Genomic DNA, 23996 nt, shown 5'->3' with positions numbered 1-23996 from the left:
AAGGGGGCATTATGAATAAACCACTGTCAAACTGGCTCCACGACCTGGCCGTCGCCTTGGGGCTGATTCCACCACCCTTGCAGCCGGTGCCGATCCCGACTGATGAAGAGCAGCGCAAACGTCAACCGCGTCGGCGCTGATTAACGACAAAGGCCGCTTCACCCAAGTGGGTGCAGCGGCCTTTTTGTGTCTGCTGATTGTCTAATGCCTGTACTGGCCCTTTCGCGGGCAAGCCCGCTGCTACAAGCGAAAGGGCCGGTACAGCAGTCAGGCCAGCTTCACCGCCGCCACCGACTTGCGCGACACCAGGCTCACGCCCACAAAGCTCACCAGCCCTACTGCCAGGCTGTAGTAGATCGGGGTATTGGCCTCCAGCCCGTCCAGGAACATGAACAGCAGGGCGGTGGCAAAGCCCAGCGACATGCTGGCAATCGCGCCTGCGGTGGTCGCACGCTTCCAGAAGATCGCCCCGATCAACGGGATCAGCATGCCGCCGACCAGCAGGTTATAAGCCAGGGTCAGGGCGTTGATCACATCATTCACCACCAGCGCGATGCCCAGCACCACCAGGCCGGTGAGCAGGGTGAACAGGCGGCTGGTGCCCAGGCTCGACTGCTTGCCGCCACGCAGCTTGGGCAGCAGGTCTTCGGTCACGGTGGTCGAGGCAGCCAGCAGACCGGCGCTGGCGGTGGACATCATGGCCGCCAGGGCCGCGGCCATCAGCAGGCCACGAATGCCATCGGGCAGGGTGGTCTTGATCATCTCGGCAAAGGCGTTGTTCGGGTTGGCCAGGTCGGGCATCAGCACGTGCGCAGCCATGCCGATCGCCGCACAGGCCAGGCCATACAGCACGCAATACACACCGGCGGTGGTGCCGGCTCGCTGACAGACCTTTTCGTCACGGGCGGTGAACACTCGCTGCCAGATGTCCTGGCCGATGAGGATGCCGAAGAAGTAGATCAGGAAGTAAGTGATGATGGTGTCCCAGCCAATGGTAGTCAGCTGGAAGCTGGCCGCTGGCAGTTTGGCCACCAGGGTGTCCCAACCACCGGCCTTGTACAGGCACACTGGCAGCAGGATGAACATCAGGCCGACGGTCTTGATCACGAACTGGACGATATCGGTCAGGGTCAGCGACCACATGCCGCCGATGGTCGAGTACAGCACTACCACGCCGCCGCCGAGCATCAGCGAAGCCCAGAACGGCAGGTCCAGCAGCACCTGCAGGACGGTGGCCATGGCCAGGGTCGAGGTGACCCCGATCATCAGCGCGTAAGCCAGCATGATGACGGCGCTGGCCTGGCGTGCGGTGGGGTTGTAGCGCTGTTCCAGTACCTGGGTCACGGTGAAGATGCGCAGGCGCAGCAGCGGTTTGGCGAGGAACAGGTTGATGGCGATGATGCCCAGGCCCAGGGCTGCGCACAGCCAGAAGCCGGAAATGCCGTGGACGTAGCCCAGGCGCACGGTGCCGACGGTGGAAGCGCCACCGAGTACGGTGGTGGCCATGGTGCCCATGTACAGCACCGGGCCGAGGTTGCGCCCGGCTACCAGGTAGTCTTCATGGGTTTTCGCGCGGCGCATGCCATACCAGCCAAGCCCGAGCATGCCGGCGGTGTAGATCATTACAACAATGATGTCCAAGGCCATTGGGGGTCTCCCGATTATCTTTATTATGGCGAGATCGACCGCACGGGCGTTTGCACGGCGCCCGGCGGTCTTTTCTTGTGTTGGCGGGCCTCAGTGGCCCTCCCTCATGGCTCCTGCCGGGGTAGAGCGGTATTAGCGACGCACCACGCCCGGTAGCACGCAGAGCATCTCGAACAGCAGGTTGGCACCGAGCAGCGAGGTGTTGCCGGTGGTGTCGTAAGGCGGGGAGACTTCGACAAGGTCACAGCCGATCAGGTCCAGGCCGTGGCAGCCGCGAATGATCTCCATCGCCTGGATGGTGGTCAAGCCGCCGATCTCCGGGGTTCCGGTACCGGGTGCCCAGGCCGGGTCGATGCCATCGATGTCGAAAGACAGGTAAACCGGGCCACCGCCGACTTTTTCCCGCACTTCGGCCATCAGTGGCTCCAGTGACTTGTGCCAGCACTCTTCGGCCTGGACCACGCGGAAGCCCTGGCGACGGCTCCAGTTGAAGTCATCGGCGGTGTAGCCCTGGGCGCGCAGGCCGATCTGCACCACGCGGTCACAGTCGAGCAGGCCTTCTTCCACGGCGCGGCGGAAGGTGGTGCCGTGGGCGATCTTCTCGCCGAACATGTGGTCGTTGACGTCGGCGTGGGCATCGATGTGTACCAGGCCGATCTTGCCGTGTTTCTTGTGCAGCGCACGCAGGATCGGCAGGGTGATGGTGTGATCGCCCCCCAGGGTCATGGGGATGACGTTGTGCTCGACGATCTCGTCATACGCTTCTTCGATGATGCGCACGGCGTCCAGCAGATTGAAGGTGTTGATTGCCACATCGCCGATATCGGCGACCGACAGCGAGTCGAACGGGGCGGCACCGGTCGCCATGTTGTACGGGCGGATCATCACCGATTCGGCGCGGATCTGCCGCGGGCCGAAGCGGGTGCCGGAGCGTAGCGAGGTACCGATATCCAGCGGTACGCCAATGAAGGCAGCATCCAGGCCTTCGGCGCTTTGCAGGTGGGGGAGGCGGAGCATGGTGGCGATGCCGCCGAAACGCGGCATTTCGTTGCCGCCCAGTGGTTGGTGGAGAGTCTTGTCCACGGTGGGCCTCATCAGTCGGTCGATTGTTGTGTTTGTTCGAACCTGTGCCGCCGCGCGCCATTCACGTGTGGTTTGCCGGCGGGCAGGGACATTTCGGCCAAGTCTGCTCAAGGGAGTACCGGGGAAGAATCGCTACCGACAAAAACTTAGTTCAGGATTTTCTAAACTAAAGGCGGGTAGAGCAGTTAGACTGCGCGCACATACCCTTGTGGAACCGTTGCACCATGGCCTCGACCTTGCCCGACCTGAAACTGCTGCGCATCTTCATCAGCGTGGTGCGCCACCAGGGCTTTGCCAACGCCCAGCGCGAGCTGAACCTGTCGACCTCGGCCATCAGTACCTACATGAGCCAGCTGGAGGGCGCGTTGGGTATCGTGCTGTGCCACCGGGGTCGGGGTGGCTTCAGCCTGACCAGCAAGGGCGAGCTGTTCCATCAGGAAACCCTGCGCCTGCTGGCCGAGCTGGACGGTTTCGAGCAGTATGCCGCCGCCCTCAAGGGCGAACTGCGTGGCACCCTCAACCTTGGCGTGATCGACTCCACGGTCGGTGACCGCGCCTTGCCGCTGGCCGAAGCCATCGGTGCCTACAGCCAGGAGCACCCGGCGGTGCACCTGCACCTGTCGGTGTCCAGCCCCTACGAGCTGCAATTAGGTGTGCAGGACAACCGCCTGGACCTGGCCATCGGTGCGTTTTCTTCGCGGATGAGCGGCCTGCTCTACCAGCCGTTGTACCGCGAACAGCACTGGCTGTATTGCAGCAGCCGCCACCCGTTGTATGCCGAGCGGCGCATTCCCGAGCAGGTGGTGACCCAACAACGCATGGTCGGCCGTGGTTATTGGAGCCAGGCCGAACTGGCCCGGCATGGCTTCAAGCACAGTGCGGCGACGGTTGAAAGCATGGAGGCGCAGCTGATCCTGATCCTTTCCGGGGCCTATATCGGCTACTTGCCTGAACACTACGCCCAGGCCTGGGTCGACAAAGGTGACTTGCGTGTACTGTCGCCGTCGACCTTTGGTTACCAGGCCCCGTTCTCGCTGATCATTCGCCGCGGGCGCAGCCGCGAACCGCTGATCCAGACCTTCCGTGACCTGCTGAAAAGCCAGCTCAACGTGGGCTGAGATGCGACGCATTCATGCATTCCGTCGGGAGCGGGTTAAATTCCGGTAAACGCTGGCCGCTAACCTGATAGCGCTCTGCTACATATCAACTTGCGCTGATGATTTCCCCTTATTTCATCCTGCAAGGATCGCCCAAGATGCGCATGAATTTGCCCGTCACTGAGCACGAAAGAACCTTCCCCGGCGATCAACGCCTTATTTCCACGACTGACCTCGGCAGCCGAATCACCTACTGCAACGACGCCTTTGTGGCAATCAGCGGCTTTACCTACGACGAGCTGGTCGGCCAACCGCACAACCTGGTGCGCCACCCGGACATGCCGCCTGCGGTGTTTGGCCACATGTGGGAGACCATCAAGCAGGGCAAACCTTGGATGGGCATCGTCAAGAACCGGGCGAAGAACGGCGATTACTATTGGGTAAGCGCCTATGTCACGGCGATATACGAACAAGGCCGGATCAGTGGCTACGAGTCGGTGCGCTCGGTGCCCACGCGCGAGCAGATCCGCCGTGCCGAGGCACTGTATGCGCGTTTGCGTGATGGTCGCGGCCCAGTGCCGTGGGCTGCTCGCCTGGGGCACGGCCTGGGCCATGGCTGGCCACTGATCGGCGCAGGCCTGCTGTCGGCGGCGGGTTACCTTTGGTTGCCCCCCTATGCGGCGCTCGCGGTGCTGATGGCAAGTCTGCTGCTGGCTTGGTACTGGGTCGAGCACCGGCAGAACCAGGCCATTCGCCGCACGTTGGCTGAGCATCCCAAGGCCTTTACCAGTCCGTTGGTGGCGCTGACCTACAGTGACAACCCAGGCCTGCAGGGCCAGCTCGACCTGGCCATCATCAGCGAAGAAGCCCGCCTGCAAACGGCCCTGACCCGGCTGGTGGATGCCGGTGTCGGGGTAAAGTCGCGGGCGGCGCAGTCTTCCGACCTGTCCGATGCCCAGGCGCAGATGCTCGACCGGCAGCGCAGCGAGACCGACCAGTCCGCCACGGCGATCGCGCAGATGGCGGCAACCATCCAGCAGGTCACCCACAACGTGCAGAGCACGGCACACGCGGCAGGTGATGCCGACCAACTGGCGCAGCAGGGCAGCGAGCTGGCCCTGAAGAGCCTGCAAGCCATGGGCAGCATGAGCGACGCGGTCAATGACATTGGTCAGGCGGTCAACGCCTTGGCCGAGCAGACCCAGTCGATTGGCAGCGTGGTCGACGTGATCACTTCGATTGCCGAGCAGACCAACCTGCTGGCGCTTAACGCCGCCATTGAAGCGGCGCGCGCCGGTGAGCAAGGGCGGGGGTTCGCCGTGGTGGCTGATGAGGTGCGGTCGTTGGCGCAGCGTACCCGCGCGTCGACCGAAGAGATCCACCATATCATCGCCTCGTTGAGGGCCGGGGCGGAGCGAGCGGTGAGCACTGCCAGCCGGGGCGAGCAGATTTCCCGGGACAGTGTGCACAGTGTCGAGGCGGTGCAGGCGGCACTGAGCGGGATTGCCCTGGCGGTCAGCCGCATCACTGGCATGAGCCAGCAGATGGCCACGGCATCGGAGCAACAGAGCCATGTGGCTGAAGACATCAACCAGCAGATCGTGAGAATTGCCCAGCTGTGCGACCAGAGTGCCGGGCAAGCCAGGCAAGGCGCGGAAATCAGCCAGGACCTCGAGCGCATGGCGGAGTACCTGCATAGCCTGGCGGAAAGGTTCAACCGTTGATATCGCGGGGCCCGCAAAGCGGGCCCCGGTTATGTGGCAAACTGTCCCCGCCAAGGAGACCGCCATGCCCAGACCCCGCTGCGAGCGCTGCCAGCGCCCGCTCGACCATTGCCTATGCCCACTGATCCCCGCGCTCGACAGCCGCACCCGTGTGATCCTGCTGCAGCACCCCAGTGAAACTGCTCATGCCCTGAACACGGCGCGCCTGGCTGCCCTTGGCCTGAACAATGCCGAGTTGCGGATTGGAGAGGTGTTCGATGACCTGCATGACTTGCTCGCCACCCCCGGATACCACCCGGTGCTGCTGTTCCCGGGTGATGACGCCCAGGTGCTCACAGCTTATGGCGAGGCGGGCGACAAACCTTTGCTGCTGATCGTGCCCGACGGTACCTGGCGCAAGGCGCGCAAGCTGCTGTACCTGAACCCGTTGCTGGGGGGGCTGCCACGGGTGACGCTGGGGCAGGTGGCCGCTTCACGCTATCGGTTGCGCAAAGCGCCGGAGGCGGGTGCATTGTCGACGATCGAGGCGGTGGTCGGGGCATTGAACACGCTGGAGCAACCGGCCTGTTTCGATGCACTGCTGGCGCCGTTCGAGGCGTTGATCGAGGGGCAGATCAGGGCCATGGGCGTAGAGACTTTTCAGCGTAATCATGGCCGCGAATGAGGGTTGGGGGCTGCTGTGCAGCCCATTCGCAGCACAAAGCAGCCCCGCTACCTAAAACCCGCTCAACGCATCTCAGGCAGACGCGCCTCGGTGCGGACTTCGGTGGTCGCCAGCGCCTCTGGTGGCAACGAAATATGCTGTTTGCTCAGCAATTCACCCATGGTCGCCAGTACGCGGTAGCGCGAGAACTCTTCGGTATAACGCACCTCGGTGTAGCGACGGTCTGCGTTGTACAGCTCGTTCTCACTGTCGAGGACGTCCAGCAGGGTGCGCTGGCCCAGGCCGAACTGGTCCTGGTAGGCCGCGCGCACACGTTTGGTGGTCTCGGCGTATTCGCGCGCGGTTGGCAGCTGCTTGCTGGCGTTGTTCATGGCGTTCCACGCCAGGCTCAGGTTTTCGGTCAACTCACGCAGGGCGTTGTTGCGAATGTCCAGCGCCTGGTTGATCTTGTGCGCGTCGGACTGCAGGCGAGCCTTGTCGCTGCCACCGCGGAACAGGTTGTAGTTCATCTCCACGCCAGCTTGCCAGTCGTTGTTGTTGTGGCCTTTCTCGCCGCCGGTGTTGTTGTTGGCACCGGTTGCCAGAATGGCGTCGAAGCGCGGGTAGAAGGTCGACTTGCCCACTTCGTACTGCCGCTCGGCGGCGTTGACGTCAGCCTGGGCAGACTTGATGTACGGGTTGTTCTGGCGCATGCCGTCGCGGGCTTCGTCGAGGGTGCCTGGCACCTCGCCCCTGATGCTCTGCGGGCTTTCCAGCTCGTCCGGGGCGCGACCGATCACGCTGAAGAAGTTGGCCTCGGCATCGGCCAGGTCGACTTCGGCGGTGTCCAGGTTGTTTTCCGCCAGGGCGCGACGGGCGCGGGACTGGTCGAGGTCGGCGGTGCTGCCGACGCCGCGCTCGTTGCGCAGGCCAATCTGGTCGTTGACGCGCAGGTGAGCTTGCAGGTTGTTCTTGGCCAGCGTCACCAGTTCACGGCGTTTGAGCACTTCCAGGTAGACCTCGACTGCACGCAGGGCGACATCCTGGGCAACGGCCTGGGTGTAATAGGCGCGGGAGGTAGAGACCGCCTCGGTGCGGCCCACTTCATTCGCGGTGTTGAAGCCGTCGAAGATCATCTGCCGCAGGCGCAGTTCGGACTGGGTGTAGTTGAGGGTTTCCTTGTTGTGATTACCCGCTGCACGGGTCGTGGCGTTGTCCGAGCGCTGGCGGCCATAACCGGCAACCAGGTCCACGGAAGGGTAGTAGCCACCACGCGCGAACTTCACGTCTTCATCGGCCGACAGCTTGCTGTTACGGTTGGAGCTGACTTGTGGGTGGTAGTCCACGGCGCTTTGGACAGCCTCGGTAATCGACATCGCCTGTACGTTGGCACTCGCCAGGGCCAACAGTAAAGCACTGGTGATGGGGTTCAAAACGCGCATGGTACATCTCCCTGATCCTGGAATTGATCCTGCTGTTCGCCAAAAAAATGACGATAAACGTATCGCGTATAGTGTTGCAGGTTTTTAACAACACAGCTAAGTACATTCAACGCGATAGATAAGAAGATTTATTCATATCAAATTGCCATATAAGATCGTTGTTGTCTAATAAGTGTGTATTCAAGGGCACGGAACGAAGGCGGGAAATGCCTCGAAAACCCATGGATACAAGGTCTACACGCGGTTCCAGAACTAATTCGGATAAAGAAGGTGTTGATTAGGCGAAAGCGATATTTGGCGACAAAATATTGTCACTTTGGCTTGTGCAGGGTTTTCAGCCTGAGCAGGTACAGGGTAACCAGCACGGCACTGGTCAGCATGAAGGTACGTGCCCAGAACAGCGGGACCAGGTAGCACGACAGGCCAATGCTGGCCCACATCAGGCCGATGGCGTAGACCTTGCCCTTGAGGGGGATGCCTTCACCACTGAGGTAGTCACGGATCCATGGTCCCAGCTTGGGATGATGGACCAGCCAGTGGTGAAAGCGCGGCGAGCTGCGGGCAAAGCAGGCCGCCGCCAAAAGCAGGAATGGGGTGGTGGGCAAGACCGGCAGGAATATCCCCAGCACCCCCAGCGCGACGCTGAGCCAGCCAGTGGCCAGCAGCAGGTAGCGCACAGGTTGCTCAGTGGTGGCGTGGCTTGAGCAGCGCCGGTTTTTCGTCAGGGGCGTGCAGCAGCAGGAACAGTGCGCTCAGTGCCTCAGGGATCTGCACGATCATGTCATCCTGCAGGTTGGCGTTGCTGGCGATATCGGCGAACTCTGGCTGTTCGTCAAACAACCCCGAACCCACCATGATCGGCAGCAGCATTTCGCTGACTTCTTCCTCGGCGTTTTCGAACCACGCCTCTTCCCGCAGGAACACGCCTTCCATGAAGCCGATGCACCAGCCGCGCAGGTCGGAATCGTCCGGCTCATCGGTCAAGTCGAGCTCGCAGGGCAGGTCGAATTCTTCGTCGCTGGCCAGCTGGCGGGCAATGTGCGCCTTGAGCGCCACCAGGGTGGCCTCGATCTCGGTGCGCTGGGCTTCGCTGGCGTAGTGCGGCTCCTCGGCGAACAGGGCGTCGATCCACTCGCGCTCGGGCACGTCCTCGGCGTTGATCGAAAGAGCGGTGAGGTAGCCGTGTGCGGCGACATAGTCCAGCGCTTCTTCGTGCAGCTCGTCGGCGTCGAGGAAGGCTTGCAGGCGGGTCAGTTGCTCGGCGAAGGACATTACAGGGCTACCTTGGGGAATAAACGATAACGAATTCTAGCACCTTGCAGCGGCAGCGGGGCAAAGGGAACGTCTATCGCCGCGGTGCATGTGCAGCGCGGTGCTGCGGTATACTCCGCGATTTTTCATCCAGGGGCAGGTTTTAACGGCTGCCTGGCAAAAACCGCTTACGCATTTGGCGTGTGCGGGGCGGGTTTTTCGTCCAGCCTTTATCCAGGATGGTACGGCGATTTGGAGTTGCACATGCTCGAACAGGCTCAGCGCGTTCTCAAGGACATCTTCGGCTACGACAGTTTCCGTGGGCGCCAGGCAGCGATCATCGAATGCGTGGCCAATGGCGGCGATGCCTTGGTACTGATGCCCACCGGTGGCGGCAAATCGCTGTGTTTCCAGGTGCCGGGGCTGCTGCGCCCGGGCTTGACGGTGGTGGTATCGCCACTGATCGCGCTGATGGACGACCAGGTCGCCACCCTTGACGAGCTGGGTGTGTCTGCGGCCGCCCTGAACTCTACCCTGACGGCGGAGCAGCAGCGTGAACTGGCCGGGCGCCTGCGCCGTGGTGAAGTCAAGATGCTGTACCTGGCGCCGGAGCGCCTGGTGCAGCCGCGCATGCTCGACTTCCTGCGCGATCTGGATATCTCGCTGTTCGCCATTGACGAGGCCCACTGCGTTTCGCAATGGGGTCACGATTTCCGCCCCGAGTACCTGCAGCTGGGTCAGCTGGCCGAACTGTTTCCGCATGTGCCGCGCATTGCGCTTACCGCTACGGCCGACATGCGAACCCGCGAGGAGATCGTTCAGCGCCTGCACCTGCAGGGCGCCGAGCGCTTCCTGTCGAGTTTCGACCGGCCCAACATCTTCTACCGCATCGTGCCCAAGGAGGCACCGCGCAAGCAGTTGATGGCCTTTCTCGGCGAGCGTCGTGGCAACGCTGGCATCGTCTACTGCCTGTCGCGCAAGAAGGTCGACGAAACCGCCGCCTTCCTCTGCAGTCAGGGGTTCCCTGCGCTGCCGTATCACGCCGGCCTTGCCGCCGAGACACGTGCGGCCAACCAGCACCGCTTTCTCAACGAGGAAGGGCTGATCATGGTCGCTACCATTGCTTTCGGCATGGGTATCGACAAGCCCAACGTGCGCTTCGTTGCTCACCTCGACCTGCCCAAATCGCTTGAGGCCTACTACCAGGAAACCGGCCGGGCCGGCCGTGACGGCCTGCCCTCCGATGCCTGGATGGCCTACGGGCTGCAGGACATGGTGATGCTCAAGCAGATGCTGCAGAACTCTGAAGGCGACGAGCGCCACAAGCGCATCGAGCAGCACAAGCTGGACGCCATGCTGGCGCTGTGCGAAGAAACGCGCTGCCGCCGCCAGTCGCTGCTGGCCTACTTCGACGAAACCCTCGAACAACCGTGCGGGCACTGCGACAACTGTGTCGACAACATCCAGACCTGGGACGCCACCGAACCGGCCCGCCAGGCGCTGTCGGCGGTGTTCCGCACCGGCCAGCGCTATGGTGTTGGCCACCTGGTCGATGTGCTGTTGGGCAAGGACACCGAGAAGGTGCGCAATTTCGGCCACGAGAAGCTGTCGGTATTCGGCGTTGGCAAAGGCTTGGCCGAGGTCGAGTGGCGTTCACTGTTCCGTCAGCTGGTGGCGCGCGGCCTGGTCGATATCGACCTGGAAGGCTACGGCGGTCTGCGCCTGTCCGACAGCTGCCGGCCGCTGCTGCGCGGCGAGGTGACCTTGCAACTGCGCCGTGATCTCAAACCGCAGACCACGGCCAAAACCTCGTCGTCCAGCGGCGGCAGCCCGGCCAGCCAGCTGGTGCGTGCCGAAGAGCGCGATCTGTGGGAAGCGCTGCGTACCCTGCGCCGCAAGCTGGCCGAAGAACACAGTGTGCCACCCTACGTCATCTTCCCCGACTCGACACTGCTGGAGATGCTGCGCAGCCAGCCGGTCAGCCTCAGCGACATGGCCCAGGTCAGCGGTGTGGGGGCGCGCAAGCTGGAGCGCTACGGCCAGGCGTTCCTCGAAGTGCTGAACAGCAGCGGTGGCACCGACGAGGCACCGAAAGTGGTGCTCGACCTGCGCCACGAACTGGTCAGCCTGGCCCGTGCCGGCATGACCCCGGCGCAGATCGCCGGGCAGCTCAACTGCAGCGAGAAGAATGTGTATAGCCTGCTGGCCGAGGCGCTGGGCCGCCAGGAGCTGAGTCTGGACCAGGCCATCGACTTGCCGGAAGACCTGATGATGGAGGTGCAGGACGCCTTTCTTGATGGCGAGGGTGAGCTGCCACCGGTGTCGGCCATTGCCCCGCAGTTCGGGGCGCGGGTGCCGGAGGGCGTACTTTATTGCGTGCGCGCAGCGCTGGCGGCGGAATTCGAATTGTAAACGCATGCAGGATCGAAGGCAGAAGCGCCATCTGCTGACCTTTGTCATGCTTTTTGACGATTATCGAACGCGTAACCATGGCCGAGCCTTGCCTCGTGGGGCAGGGCATGGTTAGCTGCCTAATAATTAGATCTACTCCAATGAGTTCCTTATGCCCCTGAACGACAACCAACACCGCTTTGGCATGCAACTGGCCCAGATGTCCCGAGGTTGGCGTGCCGAGCTGGACCGCCGCCTGGCCGGGCTCAACCTGTCCCAGGCGCGCTGGCTGGTGTTGCTGCACCTGGCGCGCTTCGAAGACGCCCCGACCCAGCGTGAGCTGGCCCAGAGCGTAGGTGTCGAGGGCCCGACCCTGGCGCGTCTGCTCGACAGCCTGGAAGCGCAAGGGCTGGTGCGCCGGCAGGCGGTGCTGGAGGATCGGCGGGCGAAGAAGATCGTGCTGTGCCCGCCGGCCAAGCCGTTGATCGATCAGATCGAGACCATCGCCAACCAACTGCGGGTAGAGCTGTTTACCGGCGTGGACGAGGCGGACTTGCAGGTCTGCATGCGCGTGCATGCCAAGATCCTGGCCAACCTCGAAAAGTCCTGAGCTCCCCCCATCGTTGCAGGTGCAGTGCAAGCCTCAGAAGGTGTGCCCAAGGTTCAGGTACACCGCCTGCTCATGCGCACTGTTGGCGCCGTAGCTGAAGTTCAGCGGCCCTAGAGGCGTCTCCAGCCCCAGGAAGATGCTCGCCGCATTGATGTACCCACTGTCAAATTCGTTGTCGTTGTTCCACGCCCGCCCTCGCTCCAGCGAGCCGCCGATGTACAGCGGGAAGTCCAGCGGCACATAGGCCCGTGGCGTCAGCCGGCGGTAATAGACCATGCGCAGCAGGCTCACGTTCTGCCCCGATACCGAGTCCTGGCGGAAGCCTGACAGCTCTCGCGCCCCGCCCATCACAAAGCTCGACGTCACCACTTCGGTGTCGTCCAGCGTGCGCCCGTAGCGCCCACCCAGTACGAACGTGTTCGGCCCGCTGCTGATGGCCTTGTCCAGGGTGAACAGCCACTGCCGGTAATCCTGGTCGGAGTCCAGCGACTTGTCGTATTTGCGCAAGGTCAGGCCGATATCCTCGCCATGGTGCGGGAAGTACACGTTATCGAGGGTGTCGAACGAGTACTTCAGCTCGTAGAAACCTTCGTTGAAACTGACTTTGGGCAGGTCCTGGTCGCCGATGCGCACCTCGGCTTCGCCCCAGGCCTTGCCCACGCCCAGGCGCACTTCACCGCTGTTGCCGATCTGCCGGCCTACGTTCAGGCCAAAGCCATAGCGTTCCAGGCGATACTCGGCGACCGGGTCGTTGTCCAGGGTGGCTTCGATGTTCTGCGAGCCCAGGTCCAGGTACGGCGCGATGAAGTAGCGTGAGCCCACATCCAGGGGTTGGTAGAACTCGCTGTACAGCGCTTGCTGGTCACCGATCTGGCCGCGGGTCAGCCATTCGGCGCCAAGGCTGTTGATGCCGTTGACCCGGTAGCTGGCGCCCAGGTTGAAAGCGCTGTCGCCGCGCAGGTCATCGGACAGGTTCAGGCCCAGGCGCAGGTAGTCCGTGCCGCCGCGTCGGCCCCGGGCGTTGATCACCAGGGTATTGTCGTTGCCCCTGTGCACCACGCGGTACTGCACCCTGTCGAAGTAGTCCAGGCCATACAGCGTACCCATGTCGGTCTGCAGGCGGCCCAGTTCCAGCGGTGCGTCGATCGGCTGGCGGATGTACGAGCGGATTACATCATCGCTGACCTTGGAGTCGTTTTCGATCCGGATTGCGGTAATTACCGGCGTGCGCTGGCGCGGCGAGCGGGCCACGGCCAGGCTGGCGTCGCCCTCGAGCTGGCGCAGGGTGGCCAGGCGTGGGTCAAGCAGGCGAGTGGCGCGGTAACCGGCGTCGATCATGTCGCGGGCACGGCCGAAGTCAGTCACGCCGAAGGCGGTCAGCGATGGCTGGATGAGGATGTCGTCGCGGTGCAGACTGGCCAGTTGTTCTTCGGAGTTGCGCCGGGTCATCAAAGTGATCGACTGATTCAGCACGTCGACCACTGTCAGTAATTGCTTGCGATCGCGCAGCGGGGTGCCGATGTCGACCACGATGGCCAGGTCCACGCCCATTTCGCGGGCCACATCCACCGGAATGTTGTCGACCATCCCGCCGTCCACCAGCAAGCGGCCGTCCAGTTCGACCGGGGCGAACACGGCGGGGATCGACATGCTGGCGCGGATTACCTGGGGCAGGTGACCCCGGCGGAACACGACTTTTTCGCCACTGGCGATGTCGGTAGCCACGGCGCGGAAAGGAATGGGCAGCTTATCGAAGTCGCGGGTGTCGGCGGTATGCGCCAGTTTGCTTTCCAGTAGCAGTGACAAGTTCTGGCCCTGAATCACACCCAGCGGCAGGCCCATGCTGCCGTCGTCGCGAAAGCTGAGCTTCTGCTTGACCAGGAAGTCACGGTCATCCTGCTTGCGCCGGAACGGCACATCCTTGCGCGGCGGGGCATCGGAGAGCGCCTGTTGCCAGTCAAGGGTGGTCGCAAGTTTTTCCAGCTCTTCGACACTGTAGCCTGAGGCGTACAGGCCGCCGACCACCGCGCCCATGCTGGTGCCGGCGATGGCGTCGATGCGCACACCCTGTTCCTCCAGTGCTTTGAGCACGCCGATGTGGGCCAGGCCACGGGCAGCACCGCCAGACAACACCAGGCCGACCTTGGGCCTGGCGGGTTCCGCAGCGATTGCCGTAAGCGAGGTGAGTGCGAGCAGAAAACAGAACAGCAGACGGCGCATCGTGACTCTCAAACCGTGGGCTAAAGACCGCTAGTATAAGCGGCCCCTTACCTGGAGATGTTTCACCATGGCTGACAACAAGCCGGAAATCGTCATCACCTATTGCACCCAGTGCCAGTGGCTGCTGCGTGCGGCCTGGCTGGCTCAGGAACTGCTCAGCACCTTTGCCGACGACCTTGGCCGGGTTGCGTTGGAGCCGGGCACCGGGGGTGTCTTCCGCATCACCTGCAATGGCGTGCAGATCTGGGAGCGCAAGGCCGACGGCGGTTTCCCCGAGGCGAAGGCACTGAAGCAGCGGGTGCGCGACCTGGTCGACCCGCAGCGTGACCTTGGTCACAACGACCGCTGATCAGGCGCCCTCGGTCAGTGGCCGCTGCCTGGGCGGCTGCTCGGCAGCCAGGCGGCTGGACAGCACGATGGCGAAGATGATCAGCGCGCCGCCCAGCAGCATGCGCACGGTAGGCGTTTCGGCGAACACTGCCCAGGCCACGGCAATGCCGTAGACCGGCTCCATGCCGAACACGACCGCAGCGGTGCGCGCCTTGATCACTGCCAGGCTGGCGACGAACAGGCTGTGCGCCACCCCCGTGCAGAAAATGCCGAGCAGGGCGATCCACAGCCAGTCCAGGGTCGCAACGTCGGCCAGGCCGGGCGCCGCGAACGGTAGCAGGCACAGGCCCACCACCAGGTTTTGCCACAGTGCGGCCTGCACTGCAGGCAAACGTCCGGAGCCGGCCCGGTTGGTCAGTGACAGCAGCGAGAACAGCAGGCCCGAGAGCAGTGCCCAGAGCAGGCCGCCGGTGGCTTCGCTGGCCAGGTCGAATGCCGGTGTGACCAGTATCAGGCCAATGCTGACCAGCACGACCAAGACGGCTTCGTTACGGTGGATACGCTCGCGGAACAGCAGGCTTTCGAGGACCACCGTAAAGGCCGGGAAGCTGGCGAAGCCGAGGGTGGCGATGGCTACGCCGCCCACTTTGACGGCGATGAAGAAGCTGACCCAGTGGCCGGCCAGCAGCACACCACCGAGCAGCAGGCGGCGCGTATCCTGGCGGCTCACGCGTTGCCAGCCCGGGCCGGCCAGGCTGGCGAACAGGGCCAGGGCGAGTACGGCGAAGGCGGCGCGACCGAAGACAATGATCGCCGGGCTGGCGCTGGCGGCCAGTTTGCCGAAGACGCCGGTAAGGCCGAAGAACAGCGCGCCAATGTGCAGTGCGCCGAGGGCGGTGCGGTGGTTCATGATGGGTCCTTGATGAAGATCTCTACAGGCAGTGCCGGCCCTTTCGCGGGTAAACCCGCTCCTACAGGTTGTGCCGGCCCTTTCGCGGGTAAACCCGCTCCTACAGGTTTTGCACAACCTTCAGGCGGGGGCATCCTGTAGGAGCGGGTTTACCCGCGAAAGGGCCGGTAAAGGCAAAGTCTAAAGCCTCAGGCGAACACGTTCTGTCGCAAGACTGCTGTCAGTTATCGCCAGACTCTCGCCGCAAAGCCAAAGGTGTACACCCGAACGCCCGTAGCATCGCCGCTGAAAAGGCACTTTGCGAGCTATACCCCACCTGCGCCGCAATTTCGCCCATCGGCAGCACGGTCTGCACGATTAGCCGCCGCGCCTTGAGCAAACGCCGCTGGCGAATGTAGTCCATCGGAGTCATCCCGCACTCAGTGGTAAAGCGCGCATGCAGCCGGGCACTGGACAGACCGGCGATGCGCGCCAGGTCAGCTACCTGCAGCGGGTAAGCCGCATGTTGCTCGATATGCGCATCGAAGGCGCTGTAGGGCAGGCGCTGGCTGGCGTGCACGCTGGCTGCCGCCGTGGCGTTGAGGCTGGCCAGCAGCAGTGCCGCGCCTTGACGGGCAATCAGTGGGTCGTGCACGGGGCTGGTCGCCAGCCAGTCCACCAGTTGCTGCTGGCGCTCATCCAGGCTCACGGCGGCGGGGCGGTCGAGCAGGCGGCGGCTGGCATCGGCATGCTCGCCCAGGTGCTCGCGCAGCCAAGGCTCCCCTGGCACATCAAGCACCAGGCAATCACTGCCGGCATCGCTGGCGCACGTGTGATGAGCACCCGCCGGGACCACGATCAGCCCCTGGCGATCGATGCCGGCGCCATGCCCCTGGACCTCGAACTCCAGGCGGCCGCGCAGGCCGAACACCAGTTGCGGGTGTTCGTGGCTATGGGCGATCAGGCTGTCGCGGTAATGGCGCAGCGAGAGGATCGGGCCGGCGGTCATGGGGGCTTCCTCGCAGGGCAGGCGCCCATTGTGCCTCAATCCCTGCACGCCATCACTCGTCACTGTTTTGCCATGGCGCTGTCATGCACGCCTGCCAGTCTCCAGCAAACTGCGCCGGAGCCTGCCCATGAGCCATGCCGAACTGTCCCGCCCCTCGCGCAAGCAACGCGTGCGTACCCTGTGGATCTCCGACGTGCACCTGGGTACCCGCGACTGCCAGGCCGAACACCTGTCGCAATTCCTCAAGGGCTACCAGGCTGACCGCGTCTACCTGGTGGGCGATATCATCGATGGCTGGAAACTGCGCGGCGGGATCTATTGGCCGCAAGCTCACACCAACGTGATCCGCCGGCTGCTGACCATGAGCAAGCGCGGTACCGAGGTGATCTACGTCACCGGCAACCATGACGAATTCCTGCGCCGCTACTCAAAGTTGATTCTGGGCAACATTCAGCTGGTAGACGAGGCCGAGCACCTGACAGCCGATGGCCGCCGACTGCTGGTGGTCCATGGCGATCAGTTCGATGTGATTACCCGTTACCACCGCTGGCTGGCGTTTCTGGGTGATCGCGCCTACGAATTCACCTTGGTGCTCAACCGCTGGCTCAACCACTGGCGAGCGCGGTATGGCTATGGTTACTGGTCGCTGTCGGCGTACCTCAAGCACAAGGTGAAAGGCGCGGTGAACTTCATCAGCGACTTCGAGAATGCCATTGCCCATGAATGCACCCGTCGTGGGTTTCATGGAGTGGTGTGCGGGCATATCCATCATGCCGAGATACGCAAGGTGGGTGAGGTGGACTACCTCAATTGCGGGGACTGGGTGGAGTCGTGCACGGCCCTGATCGAGCATTGGGATGGCAGCGTCGAACTGTATCGGCTGGCCGAAGCGCAGGCCGTGGCGGCGTTGCGCGAGCCGGCTTAGGGGCCGAGGGCAGAGTGCCGCCAAGCGGCCTCGGACGCTTACAGCCTGAGCTTGCCCAGCAGGATATCCCGGAACATCACGAAATCCCCGGCCAGGCTGTACAGCGGATAGGTAAAGGTCGCTGGCCGATTCTTCTCGAAAAAGAAGTGCCCGACCCAGGCAAAGCCATAGCCGAACACCGGCACGGCCAGCAGCAGCAACCATTTGCCACTGCCAATGGTGTAGGCCAGCAGCGCTATCACCAGGCTGGTGCCGACGAAGTGCAGGCGGCGGCAGGTGGGGTTGCTGTGCTCCCCCAGATAGTACGGATAGAACTCGGCAAAACTGCGAAACTGCGCTGTGCTGTTCATGGCAGTGCTCCGGGATTAATACTTCTGGACAAGATACACGGCGTGGAGCCTGATTCGAGTCTAGAGTGACTGACGGGGCCTCCCAGTGACAATAGGCGCCAAATGAGTATCCTTGGGGTTCACCGCAGGAGCGGTTGGTAAAAGAAGCCTGTCATGAGCGAAAGAACAACGTCAGCCAGTTGGGCATCAGGGATCGTGAAGGCACTTGAACTGGAAGGGCTGGATTGCAGAGCCATGTTCAAGCAATTGGGGTTGGACTTTGCCGCCCTCGACGACCCCGATGCACGTTTTCCGCAAGACTCCATGACCCGCCTCTGGCTGCTGGCGGTGGAGCTGTCGGGCAATGAGGCCATCGGCCTGAACATGGCACGGGTGGTCCGCCCGGCGTCGTTCCATGTGGTGGGCTATGCGTTGATGTCCAGCCGCACCCTGGCCGAGGGCTTCGAGCGCCTGGTGCGCTACCAGCGCATCATCGCCGAAAGCTCCGACCTCAGTTTTGTCCTCGGTCCCGAGGGTTATTCGCTGATTCTGACCGTGCACGGTGACCACCTGCCGCCAACCCGGCACAGCGCCGAAGCGTCGCTGGCCTGTGCGTTGGCGCTGTGCAAATGGCTCAGTGGCCGGCCGGTCCAGCCGCGGCGGGTACTGGTGCAGGGGCCGCAGCCGAAGAATGTCGAGCCTTACAAGGTGGCGTTCCATTCGCCGCTGGTGTTCGGCGCCCCACATGATGCACTGGTGTTCGAGCGGGCCGACATGGAGGCGCCGCTGCCGACCGCGAACGAGGCCATGGCGGTGCTGCACGACCGGTTTGCCGGCGAGTACCTGGCACGCTTCTCCGAAAGCCGGGTTAGCCACCGCGTACGCCAGGTGTTGTGCCGCATCCTGCCGCAGGGTGAGCCCAAGCGCGAAACCCTGGCCCAGGCCCTGCACCTGTCGCAGCGCACCTTGCAACGGCGGCTGCAGGAGGAAGGCACCAGCTTCCAGACCTTGCTTGACGACACCCGCCGCGAACTGGCCGAACAATACCTGGCCCAGCCGGGCATGACCTTGCTGGAAACCGCCTACCTGCTGGGCTTTGCCGACCCCAGCAACTTCTATCGGGCGTTCCGCCGCTGGTTCGATGCCACGCCCAGCGAGTACCGCGCCCGCCTGGGCGCGGAAGGCGAAGTGCTCAGTGACGCCAGAACGCCGGCATGCACAACACCAACACCGTGATGATTTCCAGGCGACCCAGCAGCATGCCGGCCGCCAGAATCCATTTGGCCGCGTCAGGCAGCGTGGCGTAGTTGCCCGACGGGCCGATCACTTCACCCAGGCCTGGGCCTACACCCGAAACCGTGCCGGCGGCACCGGTCAGCGCAGTCATCCAGTCCACGCCCAGAAGCGACAGCAGCAGCGCCAAGACACAAATGGTGATGGCGAAGAAGAACGAGAACGTCAGGATCGAACGCACGATGTCTTCATCGAGGCGATGACCGTTGTATTTTTGCTTGATCACCGCGCGCGGGTGAATCAGCTGGTTGAGGCTGGCCTTCAGCAGGATGTAGGCCACCTGGAAGCGGAAAATCTTGATACCGCCGGCGGTCGAGCCAGAGCAGCCGCCAACGAAGCCCAGGTAGAAGAACAGCATCAGCGAGAAGTTGCCCCACAGGCTGTAGTCCCCCAGGGCGAAACCGGTGGTGGTGACCACAGAGGTCACATTCAGCGCCACGTGGCGCAGGGCGTCGAGCCAGTGCAGGTTGGTGCTGTACCAGTACCAGGTGCCCAGTACCAGCCAGGTGACCACCAGCATGCCCAGCAAGCCTTGTACCTGCTGGTCACGAATCAGCGCCTTGCGGTTGCCGCGCAGGGTGGCTACGTAAAGGGTGAACGGCAGGCTGCCCATGATCATCACCACCACCGCCACCCAGTGCACGGCCGGGATATCCCATTTTGCCAACGACTGGTCGGAGGTGGAGAACCCACCCGTAGAGATAGCCGACATGGCGTGGTTGATCGCATCGAACGGGCTCATGCCTGCCCACCAGAAGGCCAACGCACCAAGGATGGAGAAACCGACGTAAACCGCCACGATCGACTTGGCGACCATGTGCGAGCGCGGCATGACTTTTTCCGAGCGGTCGGACGATTCGGTCTGGAACAGGCGCATGCCGCCGATGCGCAGCAGCGGCAGGATCGCCACCGCCATGGCGATGAAGCCGATACCGCCGAGCCAGTGCAGCATCGAGCGCCACATGAGGATGCCCGGTGACATGTTATCGAGCCCGCTGAGTACGGTAGCGCCAGTGGCGGTGATGCCTGACATGCTTTCGAAGAAGGCGTCGGTGTAGCTGATGTGCTGGGTCAGCAGGAACGGTAGCGCGGCGAATACGCACACCACCAGCCAGCTGCTGACGGTCAGCAGGTACATGTCGCGTGGGCGCAGGTGTACATGCTCCGGGCGCCCCTGCACCACCAGGGCCAGGCCGGCGATGAAGGTGATCAGGCTCGACCAGAGAAACGACGGCATGTCACCGGTGCGCTCGAAGATCACCAGGGTCGCCATGGGCACGGCCATGCCGACGGCCAGGGTAATCAGGAAGATGCCGATGATGAAACCAATGATCCTTAAGGTCGGCAACGCCATGTGATCTGCTCAGACTCGAAACGGAAGGGCGCCATTCTACCTATGGGTCTGGTGATGTAAACGCTAGAATGGCCGCACATTCAACTGCCAGGAGGGTAGCCGATGGAGGCTCTCGACGCATTGCTCAACCGTGTTTCCGTGCCACGCCTGACCGACCCGGCGCCCAATGCCGCCCAGCGCGAGGCGCTGTTCCAGGCTGCCCTGCGCGCCCCGGATCACGGCCAGCTGCGGCCGTGGCGTTTTCTTACCATCGAAGGCCAGGGCCGCGAGAAGCTGGGTGAGCTGTTCGCCGAAGCCGTGCAGCACAAGGGCGATGCCAGCCAGGCTGCACTGGACAAGGCCCGTGCGATGCCGCTGCGGGCGCCGTTGCTGATCGTGGTGGTCGCCAGGTTGCAGGACCACTTCAAGGTGCCCAAGTCCGAGCAGCGCCTGGCGGCGGGCTGTGCGGCGCACGGTATTCTGATTGCTGCGCACGCGCAGGGGATCGGCGCGGTGTGGCGTACCGGTGACATGGCCTTCGATGCCCATGTGCACAAGGGGTTGGGGTTGGCCGAGAACGAGGAGCTGATCGGCTACCTGTACGTCGGCACGCCGCTGACCGAGCCGCGGACAGCGCCGGTGCTGGAAACGGCTGATTTCGTCAGTGGCTGGGGTGAGTAACCTGGCCTTGGGCTGATTCAGGTATCAAGGCTTCCGGCCTTTTCGCGGGTGAACCCGCTCCTACAACGGCATCCACATCCCCTGTAGGAGCGGGTTTACCCGCGAAGAGGCCAGGTACCTTTACACCCCATCAACTGCCTGTCGCTTCAGCCAGGGGCAACTCCAGCCTGGCCACAAACCCACCCTGTGGATGATTCTCCAGCACCAGGCTACCGCCATGGCGCTCCGCGGCCTTGCGCGCAATCGCCAGGCCCAGGCCATGCCCCGGTGCTTCCTGCCCTGGCGCGCGGAAGAACGGCTCACCCAGTTGCGCCAGGTGCTCCGCTGCCGCCCCAGGCCCATGGTCACGCACGCTGATCACGATGCGGTCCTGCTCGCGTGCGGCGCTGACCTCGACCGGCTGGCCCGCCGGGTTGAAGCGCAGGGCATTGCGCAGCAGGTTGTCCACGGCACGCTCGATCAGCGTTGGCCAACCCTGCAAGTTCAACCCCGGCTGCGCCTCCAGGCGCACATCCTGCTCCGGTGCGCTCAGCAGGGCGTCCTTGCGTACGCTGCCGAGCAAGGCATTGATGTCGACGGGTTCGGCATGAGCCTGTTCGGCATCCACTCGGGCCAGGGCGAGGATTTCGCTGATCAGGTCTTCCAGGCGGTCGCACTCGCGGGTCAGGCGTGGCCACAGCGCTTGCCGCTGCTCAGGCTCGGCGCGTTCGGCCAGGGCCAGGGCAATACGCAGCCTGGCCAGCGGCGAGCGCAGTTCGTGGGACACATCGCGTAGCAGCTGGCGCTGGCTGCCAATGGTGCTTTGCAGGCGCGCGCCCATCTTGTTGAAGTCCTTGGCCAGCACGCCAAACTCGTCGCGCCGCGCTGCCAGCCGTGCCAGGCTGTTCTGCTGATAGGTGGTCTGGCCCAGATCGTGTACGGCGCTGCGCAGGCGGCTTAACGGGCGGGTGATGGACAGCGTCACCAGCAGGCTGAACAGGGTCAGCACGACCAAGGCAATGCCCAGGGCGCTGAGTGGCCACAGCAGGCTTTCACGGTGCCAGGCATCCAGCGCCGGGTGGGGGATGCGGTAGATCAGCAAGTAGGTTTCGCCGGTGTCGGGGCTGGTGTATTCCTCGGTCAGCCGGCGCCATGGCAAGCGCCGCTGGTCATTGTGCTGGCGCGCTTCGAAGGCTGCCGCACGGCGTGGAAAGGTACCGGGCACCACGGCCTCACCGCTATCGTCGAGCACCTGCACGTCGATCTTGTAGCGGTCCTTGCGTCGTTCCAGAAAGTGCTGGGCCGCCTCCAGGCCTTCCTGCTCATAGTGCTTGGCCCACTTGCTGGCCAGGGTATTCAGGCCCGGGTGGCGGCTGAGGATCCAGGCGTCCTGGTTGAGCATGTGCCCCAGCAGGATCGACAGGCCTGCGACCAGGGTGATGGCCAGCCAGAAACTGGCCAGGATGCGCCAGAACAGTGAACGCAAGTGCACCTCCTAAACGGGAAAAGCCCGGCCCGCAGTGATGCGGGCCGGGCACGGGGCGGACAGCTTACTGGGCCTTGGCGCCTTTTTCAGCTTTCCAGGCCTGGAACTCCTGCCACTCGGCTTTCTTGGCGGCGCGTTCTTTTTGCAGTTCATCGAACTTCTTCTGCTGGTCAGCCGTGAGCAACTTGCGCACTGCGCTGTCGGTCTTGTCGCGGTTGGCTTGCAGTTCATCCTTCATGGCTTTCTGGTCGGCGGCCGGCAGCTTGGACAGGTAGCGCTCGGTAATGTCGCGGCGCTGCTGCATTTGCTCGCCCATCAGCTTGCCGATCTGCTGGCGCTGATCGCGGCTCAGGTCCAGTTGGTGGAAAGGCGCATCACCGCGATGATGCGGGCCGTCGTGGCGCGGGCCGCCGTCAGGCATGGCCATGGCTACGGTCGGCAAAGCGGCAGCGAACATCAGGGCGATAAGGGTCTTGCGCATGGTGTCTCTCCTTTCATAGGCCGGTGATTACCGGATGAGCACAGTCTAGGGAGATCACCGTCAAGCGCAGTCAGGGGAGGGTAAAGGCAAAGTAAAGATGATTGGCCCGTGCAGGCCCTGCCTTGTGCCGCCAATGGGGCGCGCAGCGGCCCCGGCGTTTTTACAGGCAGTAGTAATAGCCACGGCTACGCAACGCCACAATGCGTGGCCGGCCATCGGCGTGGGGGCCGATCTTCTTGCGCAGGTTGCTGACATGCATGTCCAGGCTGCGGTCGTACAGGGTCAGCTTGCGGCCCAGGCCGATCTGCGCCAGTTCCTGTTTGTCCAGCGGCTCGCCGGGCTGGCGCAGCAGCGCTTCAAGAATACGGCTTTCGGACAGGGTCAGGGTCATTTCGCGGCCATCGATGCTGGCCACGCCCCGCGCAGGGCTGTAGACCAGGTCACCCAGCTCCATCTGGCTGGTTGTGGCGGTGGGGTGGCTGCGGCGCAGCACCGCGCGCAGGCGGGCAGTGAGCTCGCGCGGGTCGCAGGGTTTGGCCAGGTAGTCGTCGGCACCCAGTTCCAGGCCGAGAATGCGGTCCAGCGGCTCGCCGCGGGCTGACAGCATCAGCACCGGTAGCTCGGCATGCTCGCTGCGCAGCTGCTTGAGAAGCTCCAGGCCACTGCCGTCGGGCAACATCACATCCAGTACCACAGCAGCAGGGGCATGCTCGGCCAGGGCCTGGCGTGCGCTCTGGCCATCGTGGCAAGCACGCACGGAAAACCCTTCCTGGGTCAGCCAGCTGCCGAGCAGCTCGCACAGTTCCTGGTCATCATCAATCAGTAACAGCTCGCTCATGACTCACTCAATTCAACCATTGACGGCGGTTATTCGGCCCGCCAGTGGCAAAGATACCGCAGACTGATGGCCTGAGTATAACTGCTGGTGCCGCGTGGCCCTCTTCGCGGGTAAACCCGCTCCTACAGCGGGCTGTGTCCAACCACCGAGATGTGTCCACCACCAATCTGTGTAGGAGCGGGTTTACCCGCGAATACGGTAGCGGTGGCAACGGTGAACGGCGGATGGAGATTGGCCAGCAGGCCCGGCCCTTTCGCGGGTGAACCCGCTCCTACAAAGGGCTGTGTCCAACCGCCGACGTGTGTCCACCACCAA

General features: G+C 63.4%; 23 protein-coding genes. 10 read left to right on the top strand and 13 right to left on the bottom strand.

What is annotated here, in order from left to right; genetic code table 11:
* Positions 1 to 11: 11 nt before the first annotated feature.
* Positions 12 to 140 carry a PA1414 family protein gene (locus BJQ17_RS32150; RefSeq protein ID WP_009683677.1) on the top strand — a complete coding sequence of 43 codons (129 nt, stop codon included), beginning with the start codon at positions 12 to 14 and terminating at the stop codon, positions 138 to 140.
* Between the two features lie 127 nt (positions 141 to 267).
* On the opposite strand, the gene BJQ17_RS18795 is transcribed toward BJQ17_RS32150, so the two are convergent.
* Both BJQ17_RS18795 and speB read right to left on the bottom strand, forming a co-directional pair.
* On the bottom strand, positions 268 to 1647 hold the full coding sequence (locus BJQ17_RS18795; protein WP_003254587.1) for a sodium:solute symporter: 1380 nt from the start codon (positions 1645 to 1647) through the stop codon (positions 268 to 270).
* A 132-nt stretch (positions 1648 to 1779) separates the two neighbouring features.
* Entirely contained in the window at positions 1780 to 2730 is a 951-nt protein-coding gene (gene speB, locus BJQ17_RS18790; protein ID WP_003254586.1) for an agmatinase, read from the bottom strand.
* A 224-nt stretch (positions 2731 to 2954) separates the two neighbouring features.
* Between speB and BJQ17_RS18785 the strand changes: the two genes are divergently transcribed.
* From BJQ17_RS18785 to BJQ17_RS18775, 3 genes are all read left to right on the top strand, one after another.
* Positions 2955 to 3848 carry a LysR family transcriptional regulator gene (locus BJQ17_RS18785; RefSeq protein WP_003254585.1) on the top strand — a complete coding sequence of 298 codons (894 nt, stop codon included), beginning with the start codon at positions 2955 to 2957 and terminating at the stop codon, positions 3846 to 3848.
* Between the two features lie 137 nt (positions 3849 to 3985).
* Complete coding sequence (locus BJQ17_RS18780; RefSeq protein WP_070096451.1) at positions 3986 to 5551, top strand: PAS domain-containing methyl-accepting chemotaxis protein; 1566 nt, start codon at positions 3986 to 3988, stop codon at positions 5549 to 5551.
* Between the two features lie 64 nt (positions 5552 to 5615).
* Positions 5616 to 6215, top strand: a complete 600-nt coding sequence (locus BJQ17_RS18775; protein WP_003254580.1) for a tRNA-uridine aminocarboxypropyltransferase — start codon at positions 5616 to 5618, stop codon at positions 6213 to 6215.
* 62 nt (positions 6216 to 6277) lie between these two features.
* On the opposite strand, the gene BJQ17_RS18770 is transcribed toward BJQ17_RS18775, so the two are convergent.
* The 3 genes from BJQ17_RS18770 to BJQ17_RS18760 form a co-directional block, all read right to left on the bottom strand.
* Complete coding sequence (locus BJQ17_RS18770) at positions 6278 to 7636, bottom strand: TolC family outer membrane protein (RefSeq protein ID WP_019750698.1); 1359 nt, start codon at positions 7634 to 7636, stop codon at positions 6278 to 6280.
* Positions 7637 to 7947: 311 nt separating this feature from the next.
* Complete coding sequence (locus BJQ17_RS18765; RefSeq protein WP_003254578.1) at positions 7948 to 8313, bottom strand: YbaN family protein; 366 nt, start codon at positions 8311 to 8313, stop codon at positions 7948 to 7950.
* A gap of 7 nt (positions 8314 to 8320) precedes the next feature.
* Positions 8321 to 8908 carry a YecA family protein gene (locus BJQ17_RS18760; protein ID WP_003254577.1) on the bottom strand — a complete coding sequence of 196 codons (588 nt, stop codon included), beginning with the start codon at positions 8906 to 8908 and terminating at the stop codon, positions 8321 to 8323.
* Positions 8909 to 9151: 243 nt separating this feature from the next.
* On the opposite strand from BJQ17_RS18760, the gene recQ reads away from it, so the two are divergent.
* Entirely contained in the window at positions 9152 to 11299 is a 2148-nt protein-coding gene (gene recQ, locus BJQ17_RS18755; RefSeq protein ID WP_003254576.1) for a DNA helicase RecQ, read from the top strand.
* A gap of 151 nt (positions 11300 to 11450) precedes the next feature.
* Positions 11451 to 11888 carry a MarR family transcriptional regulator gene (locus tag BJQ17_RS18750; RefSeq protein ID WP_003254575.1) on the top strand — a complete coding sequence of 146 codons (438 nt, stop codon included), beginning with the start codon at positions 11451 to 11453 and terminating at the stop codon, positions 11886 to 11888.
* A gap of 33 nt (positions 11889 to 11921) precedes the next feature.
* Here BJQ17_RS18750 and BJQ17_RS18745 read toward each other — a convergent pair whose 3' ends face one another.
* A complete protein-coding gene (locus BJQ17_RS18745) occupies positions 11922 to 14108 on the bottom strand; it encodes a patatin-like phospholipase family protein (protein ID WP_070096450.1) in 2187 nt (728 codons plus the stop codon).
* 67 nt (positions 14109 to 14175) lie between these two features.
* Between BJQ17_RS18745 and BJQ17_RS18740 the strand changes: the two genes are divergently transcribed.
* Positions 14176 to 14457: a SelT/SelW/SelH family protein gene (locus BJQ17_RS18740; protein WP_003254571.1), complete on the top strand. Its 282-nt coding sequence runs from the start codon at positions 14176 to 14178 to the stop codon at positions 14455 to 14457.
* Here BJQ17_RS18740 and BJQ17_RS18735 read toward each other — a convergent pair whose 3' ends face one another.
* Both BJQ17_RS18735 and BJQ17_RS18730 read right to left on the bottom strand, forming a co-directional pair.
* Positions 14458 to 15348, bottom strand: coding sequence for a DMT family transporter (locus BJQ17_RS18735; RefSeq protein ID WP_070096449.1), 891 nt, complete (start codon positions 15346 to 15348; stop codon positions 14458 to 14460).
* 220 nt (positions 15349 to 15568) lie between these two features.
* Positions 15569 to 16336, bottom strand: coding sequence for an AraC family transcriptional regulator (locus BJQ17_RS18730; protein WP_003254568.1), 768 nt, complete (start codon positions 16334 to 16336; stop codon positions 15569 to 15571).
* Between the two features lie 127 nt (positions 16337 to 16463).
* Here BJQ17_RS18730 and BJQ17_RS18725 point away from each other — a divergent pair, with 127 nt between their 5' ends.
* Positions 16464 to 17261, top strand: a complete 798-nt coding sequence (locus BJQ17_RS18725) for a UDP-2,3-diacylglucosamine diphosphatase (protein ID WP_003254566.1) — start codon at positions 16464 to 16466, stop codon at positions 17259 to 17261.
* A gap of 38 nt (positions 17262 to 17299) precedes the next feature.
* Here the strand turns inward: BJQ17_RS18725 and BJQ17_RS18720 are convergent, their stop codons facing one another.
* Positions 17300 to 17611: a DUF962 domain-containing protein gene (locus tag BJQ17_RS18720; RefSeq protein WP_003254563.1), complete on the bottom strand. Its 312-nt coding sequence runs from the start codon at positions 17609 to 17611 to the stop codon at positions 17300 to 17302.
* 153 nt (positions 17612 to 17764) lie between these two features.
* Between BJQ17_RS18720 and BJQ17_RS18715 the strand changes: the two genes are divergently transcribed.
* Positions 17765 to 18826 carry an AraC family transcriptional regulator gene (locus tag BJQ17_RS18715; protein WP_003254561.1) on the top strand — a complete coding sequence of 354 codons (1062 nt, stop codon included), beginning with the start codon at positions 17765 to 17767 and terminating at the stop codon, positions 18824 to 18826.
* Here the strand turns inward: BJQ17_RS18715 and BJQ17_RS18710 are convergent.
* A complete protein-coding gene (locus BJQ17_RS18710) occupies positions 18783 to 20237 on the bottom strand; it encodes a TrkH family potassium uptake protein (protein WP_004576878.1) in 1455 nt (484 codons plus the stop codon). The two genes, BJQ17_RS18715 and BJQ17_RS18710, sit on opposite strands and share 44 nt — an antisense overlap.
* Positions 20238 to 20339: 102 nt before the next feature.
* Here BJQ17_RS18710 and BJQ17_RS18705 point away from each other — a divergent pair, with 102 nt between their 5' ends.
* Positions 20340 to 20897, top strand: a complete 558-nt coding sequence (locus BJQ17_RS18705) for an NAD(P)H nitroreductase (protein WP_003254557.1) — start codon at positions 20340 to 20342, stop codon at positions 20895 to 20897.
* 130 nt (positions 20898 to 21027) lie between these two features.
* On the opposite strand, the gene BJQ17_RS18700 is transcribed toward BJQ17_RS18705, so the two are convergent.
* The 3 genes from BJQ17_RS18700 to BJQ17_RS18690 all read right to left on the bottom strand — a co-directional run bounded on the left by BJQ17_RS18700 (position 21028) and on the right by BJQ17_RS18690 (position 23681).
* The gene (locus tag BJQ17_RS18700; protein ID WP_003254555.1) at positions 21028 to 22368 is read right to left on the bottom strand and encodes a HAMP domain-containing sensor histidine kinase; all 1341 of its coding nucleotides are present in this window, start codon (positions 22366 to 22368) and stop codon (positions 21028 to 21030) included.
* Between the two features lie 58 nt (positions 22369 to 22426).
* Positions 22427 to 22843: a Spy/CpxP family protein refolding chaperone gene (locus BJQ17_RS18695; RefSeq protein WP_003254553.1), complete on the bottom strand. Its 417-nt coding sequence runs from the start codon at positions 22841 to 22843 to the stop codon at positions 22427 to 22429.
* Between the two features lie 160 nt (positions 22844 to 23003).
* Complete coding sequence (locus BJQ17_RS18690) at positions 23004 to 23681, bottom strand: response regulator transcription factor (protein WP_020193052.1); 678 nt, start codon at positions 23679 to 23681, stop codon at positions 23004 to 23006.
* Between the last annotated feature and the right edge of the window lie 315 nt (positions 23682 to 23996).

The sequence above is a fragment of the Pseudomonas sp. NBRC 111139 genome, from assembly GCF_001753955.1.
Classification (GTDB): domain Bacteria; phylum Pseudomonadota; class Gammaproteobacteria; order Pseudomonadales; family Pseudomonadaceae; genus Aquipseudomonas; species Aquipseudomonas alloputida.
The sequence above is the reverse complement of the archived record's forward strand: the minus strand, read 5'-3'. Positions and strand labels throughout refer to the sequence as shown.

Coding starts and splice junctions, on each gene's coding strand:
- BJQ17_RS32150 (WP_009683677.1), top strand. CDS start 12: ATGAATAAACCACTGTCAAACTGGCTCCACGACCTGGCCGTCGCCTTG.
- BJQ17_RS18795 (WP_003254587.1), bottom strand. CDS start 1,647: ATGGCCTTGGACATCATTGTTGTAATGATCTACACCGCCGGCATGCTC.
- BJQ17_RS18785 (WP_003254585.1), top strand. CDS start 2,955: ATGGCCTCGACCTTGCCCGACCTGAAACTGCTGCGCATCTTCATCAGC.
- BJQ17_RS18780 (WP_070096451.1), top strand. CDS start 3,986: ATGCGCATGAATTTGCCCGTCACTGAGCACGAAAGAACCTTCCCCGGC.
- BJQ17_RS18775 (WP_003254580.1), top strand. CDS start 5,616: ATGCCCAGACCCCGCTGCGAGCGCTGCCAGCGCCCGCTCGACCATTGC.
- BJQ17_RS18770 (WP_019750698.1), bottom strand. CDS start 7,636: ATGCGCGTTTTGAACCCCATCACCAGTGCTTTACTGTTGGCCCTGGCG.
- BJQ17_RS18760 (WP_003254577.1), bottom strand. CDS start 8,908: ATGTCCTTCGCCGAGCAACTGACCCGCCTGCAAGCCTTCCTCGACGCC.
- recQ (WP_003254576.1), top strand. CDS start 9,152: ATGCTCGAACAGGCTCAGCGCGTTCTCAAGGACATCTTCGGCTACGAC.
- BJQ17_RS18750 (WP_003254575.1), top strand. CDS start 11,451: ATGCCCCTGAACGACAACCAACACCGCTTTGGCATGCAACTGGCCCAG.
- BJQ17_RS18745 (WP_070096450.1), bottom strand. CDS start 14,108: ATGCGCCGTCTGCTGTTCTGTTTTCTGCTCGCACTCACCTCGCTTACG.
- BJQ17_RS18740 (WP_003254571.1), top strand. CDS start 14,176: ATGGCTGACAACAAGCCGGAAATCGTCATCACCTATTGCACCCAGTGC.
- BJQ17_RS18735 (WP_070096449.1), bottom strand. CDS start 15,348: ATGAACCACCGCACCGCCCTCGGCGCACTGCACATTGGCGCGCTGTTC.
- BJQ17_RS18730 (WP_003254568.1), bottom strand. CDS start 16,336: ATGACCGCCGGCCCGATCCTCTCGCTGCGCCATTACCGCGACAGCCTG.
- BJQ17_RS18725 (WP_003254566.1), top strand. CDS start 16,464: ATGAGCCATGCCGAACTGTCCCGCCCCTCGCGCAAGCAACGCGTGCGT.
- BJQ17_RS18720 (WP_003254563.1), bottom strand. CDS start 17,611: ATGAACAGCACAGCGCAGTTTCGCAGTTTTGCCGAGTTCTATCCGTAC.
- BJQ17_RS18715 (WP_003254561.1), top strand. CDS start 17,765: ATGAGCGAAAGAACAACGTCAGCCAGTTGGGCATCAGGGATCGTGAAG.
- BJQ17_RS18710 (WP_004576878.1), bottom strand. CDS start 20,237: ATGGCGTTGCCGACCTTAAGGATCATTGGTTTCATCATCGGCATCTTC.
- BJQ17_RS18705 (WP_003254557.1), top strand. CDS start 20,340: ATGGAGGCTCTCGACGCATTGCTCAACCGTGTTTCCGTGCCACGCCTG.
- BJQ17_RS18695 (WP_003254553.1), bottom strand. CDS start 22,843: ATGCGCAAGACCCTTATCGCCCTGATGTTCGCTGCCGCTTTGCCGACC.
- BJQ17_RS18690 (WP_020193052.1), bottom strand. CDS start 23,681: ATGAGCGAGCTGTTACTGATTGATGATGACCAGGAACTGTGCGAGCTG.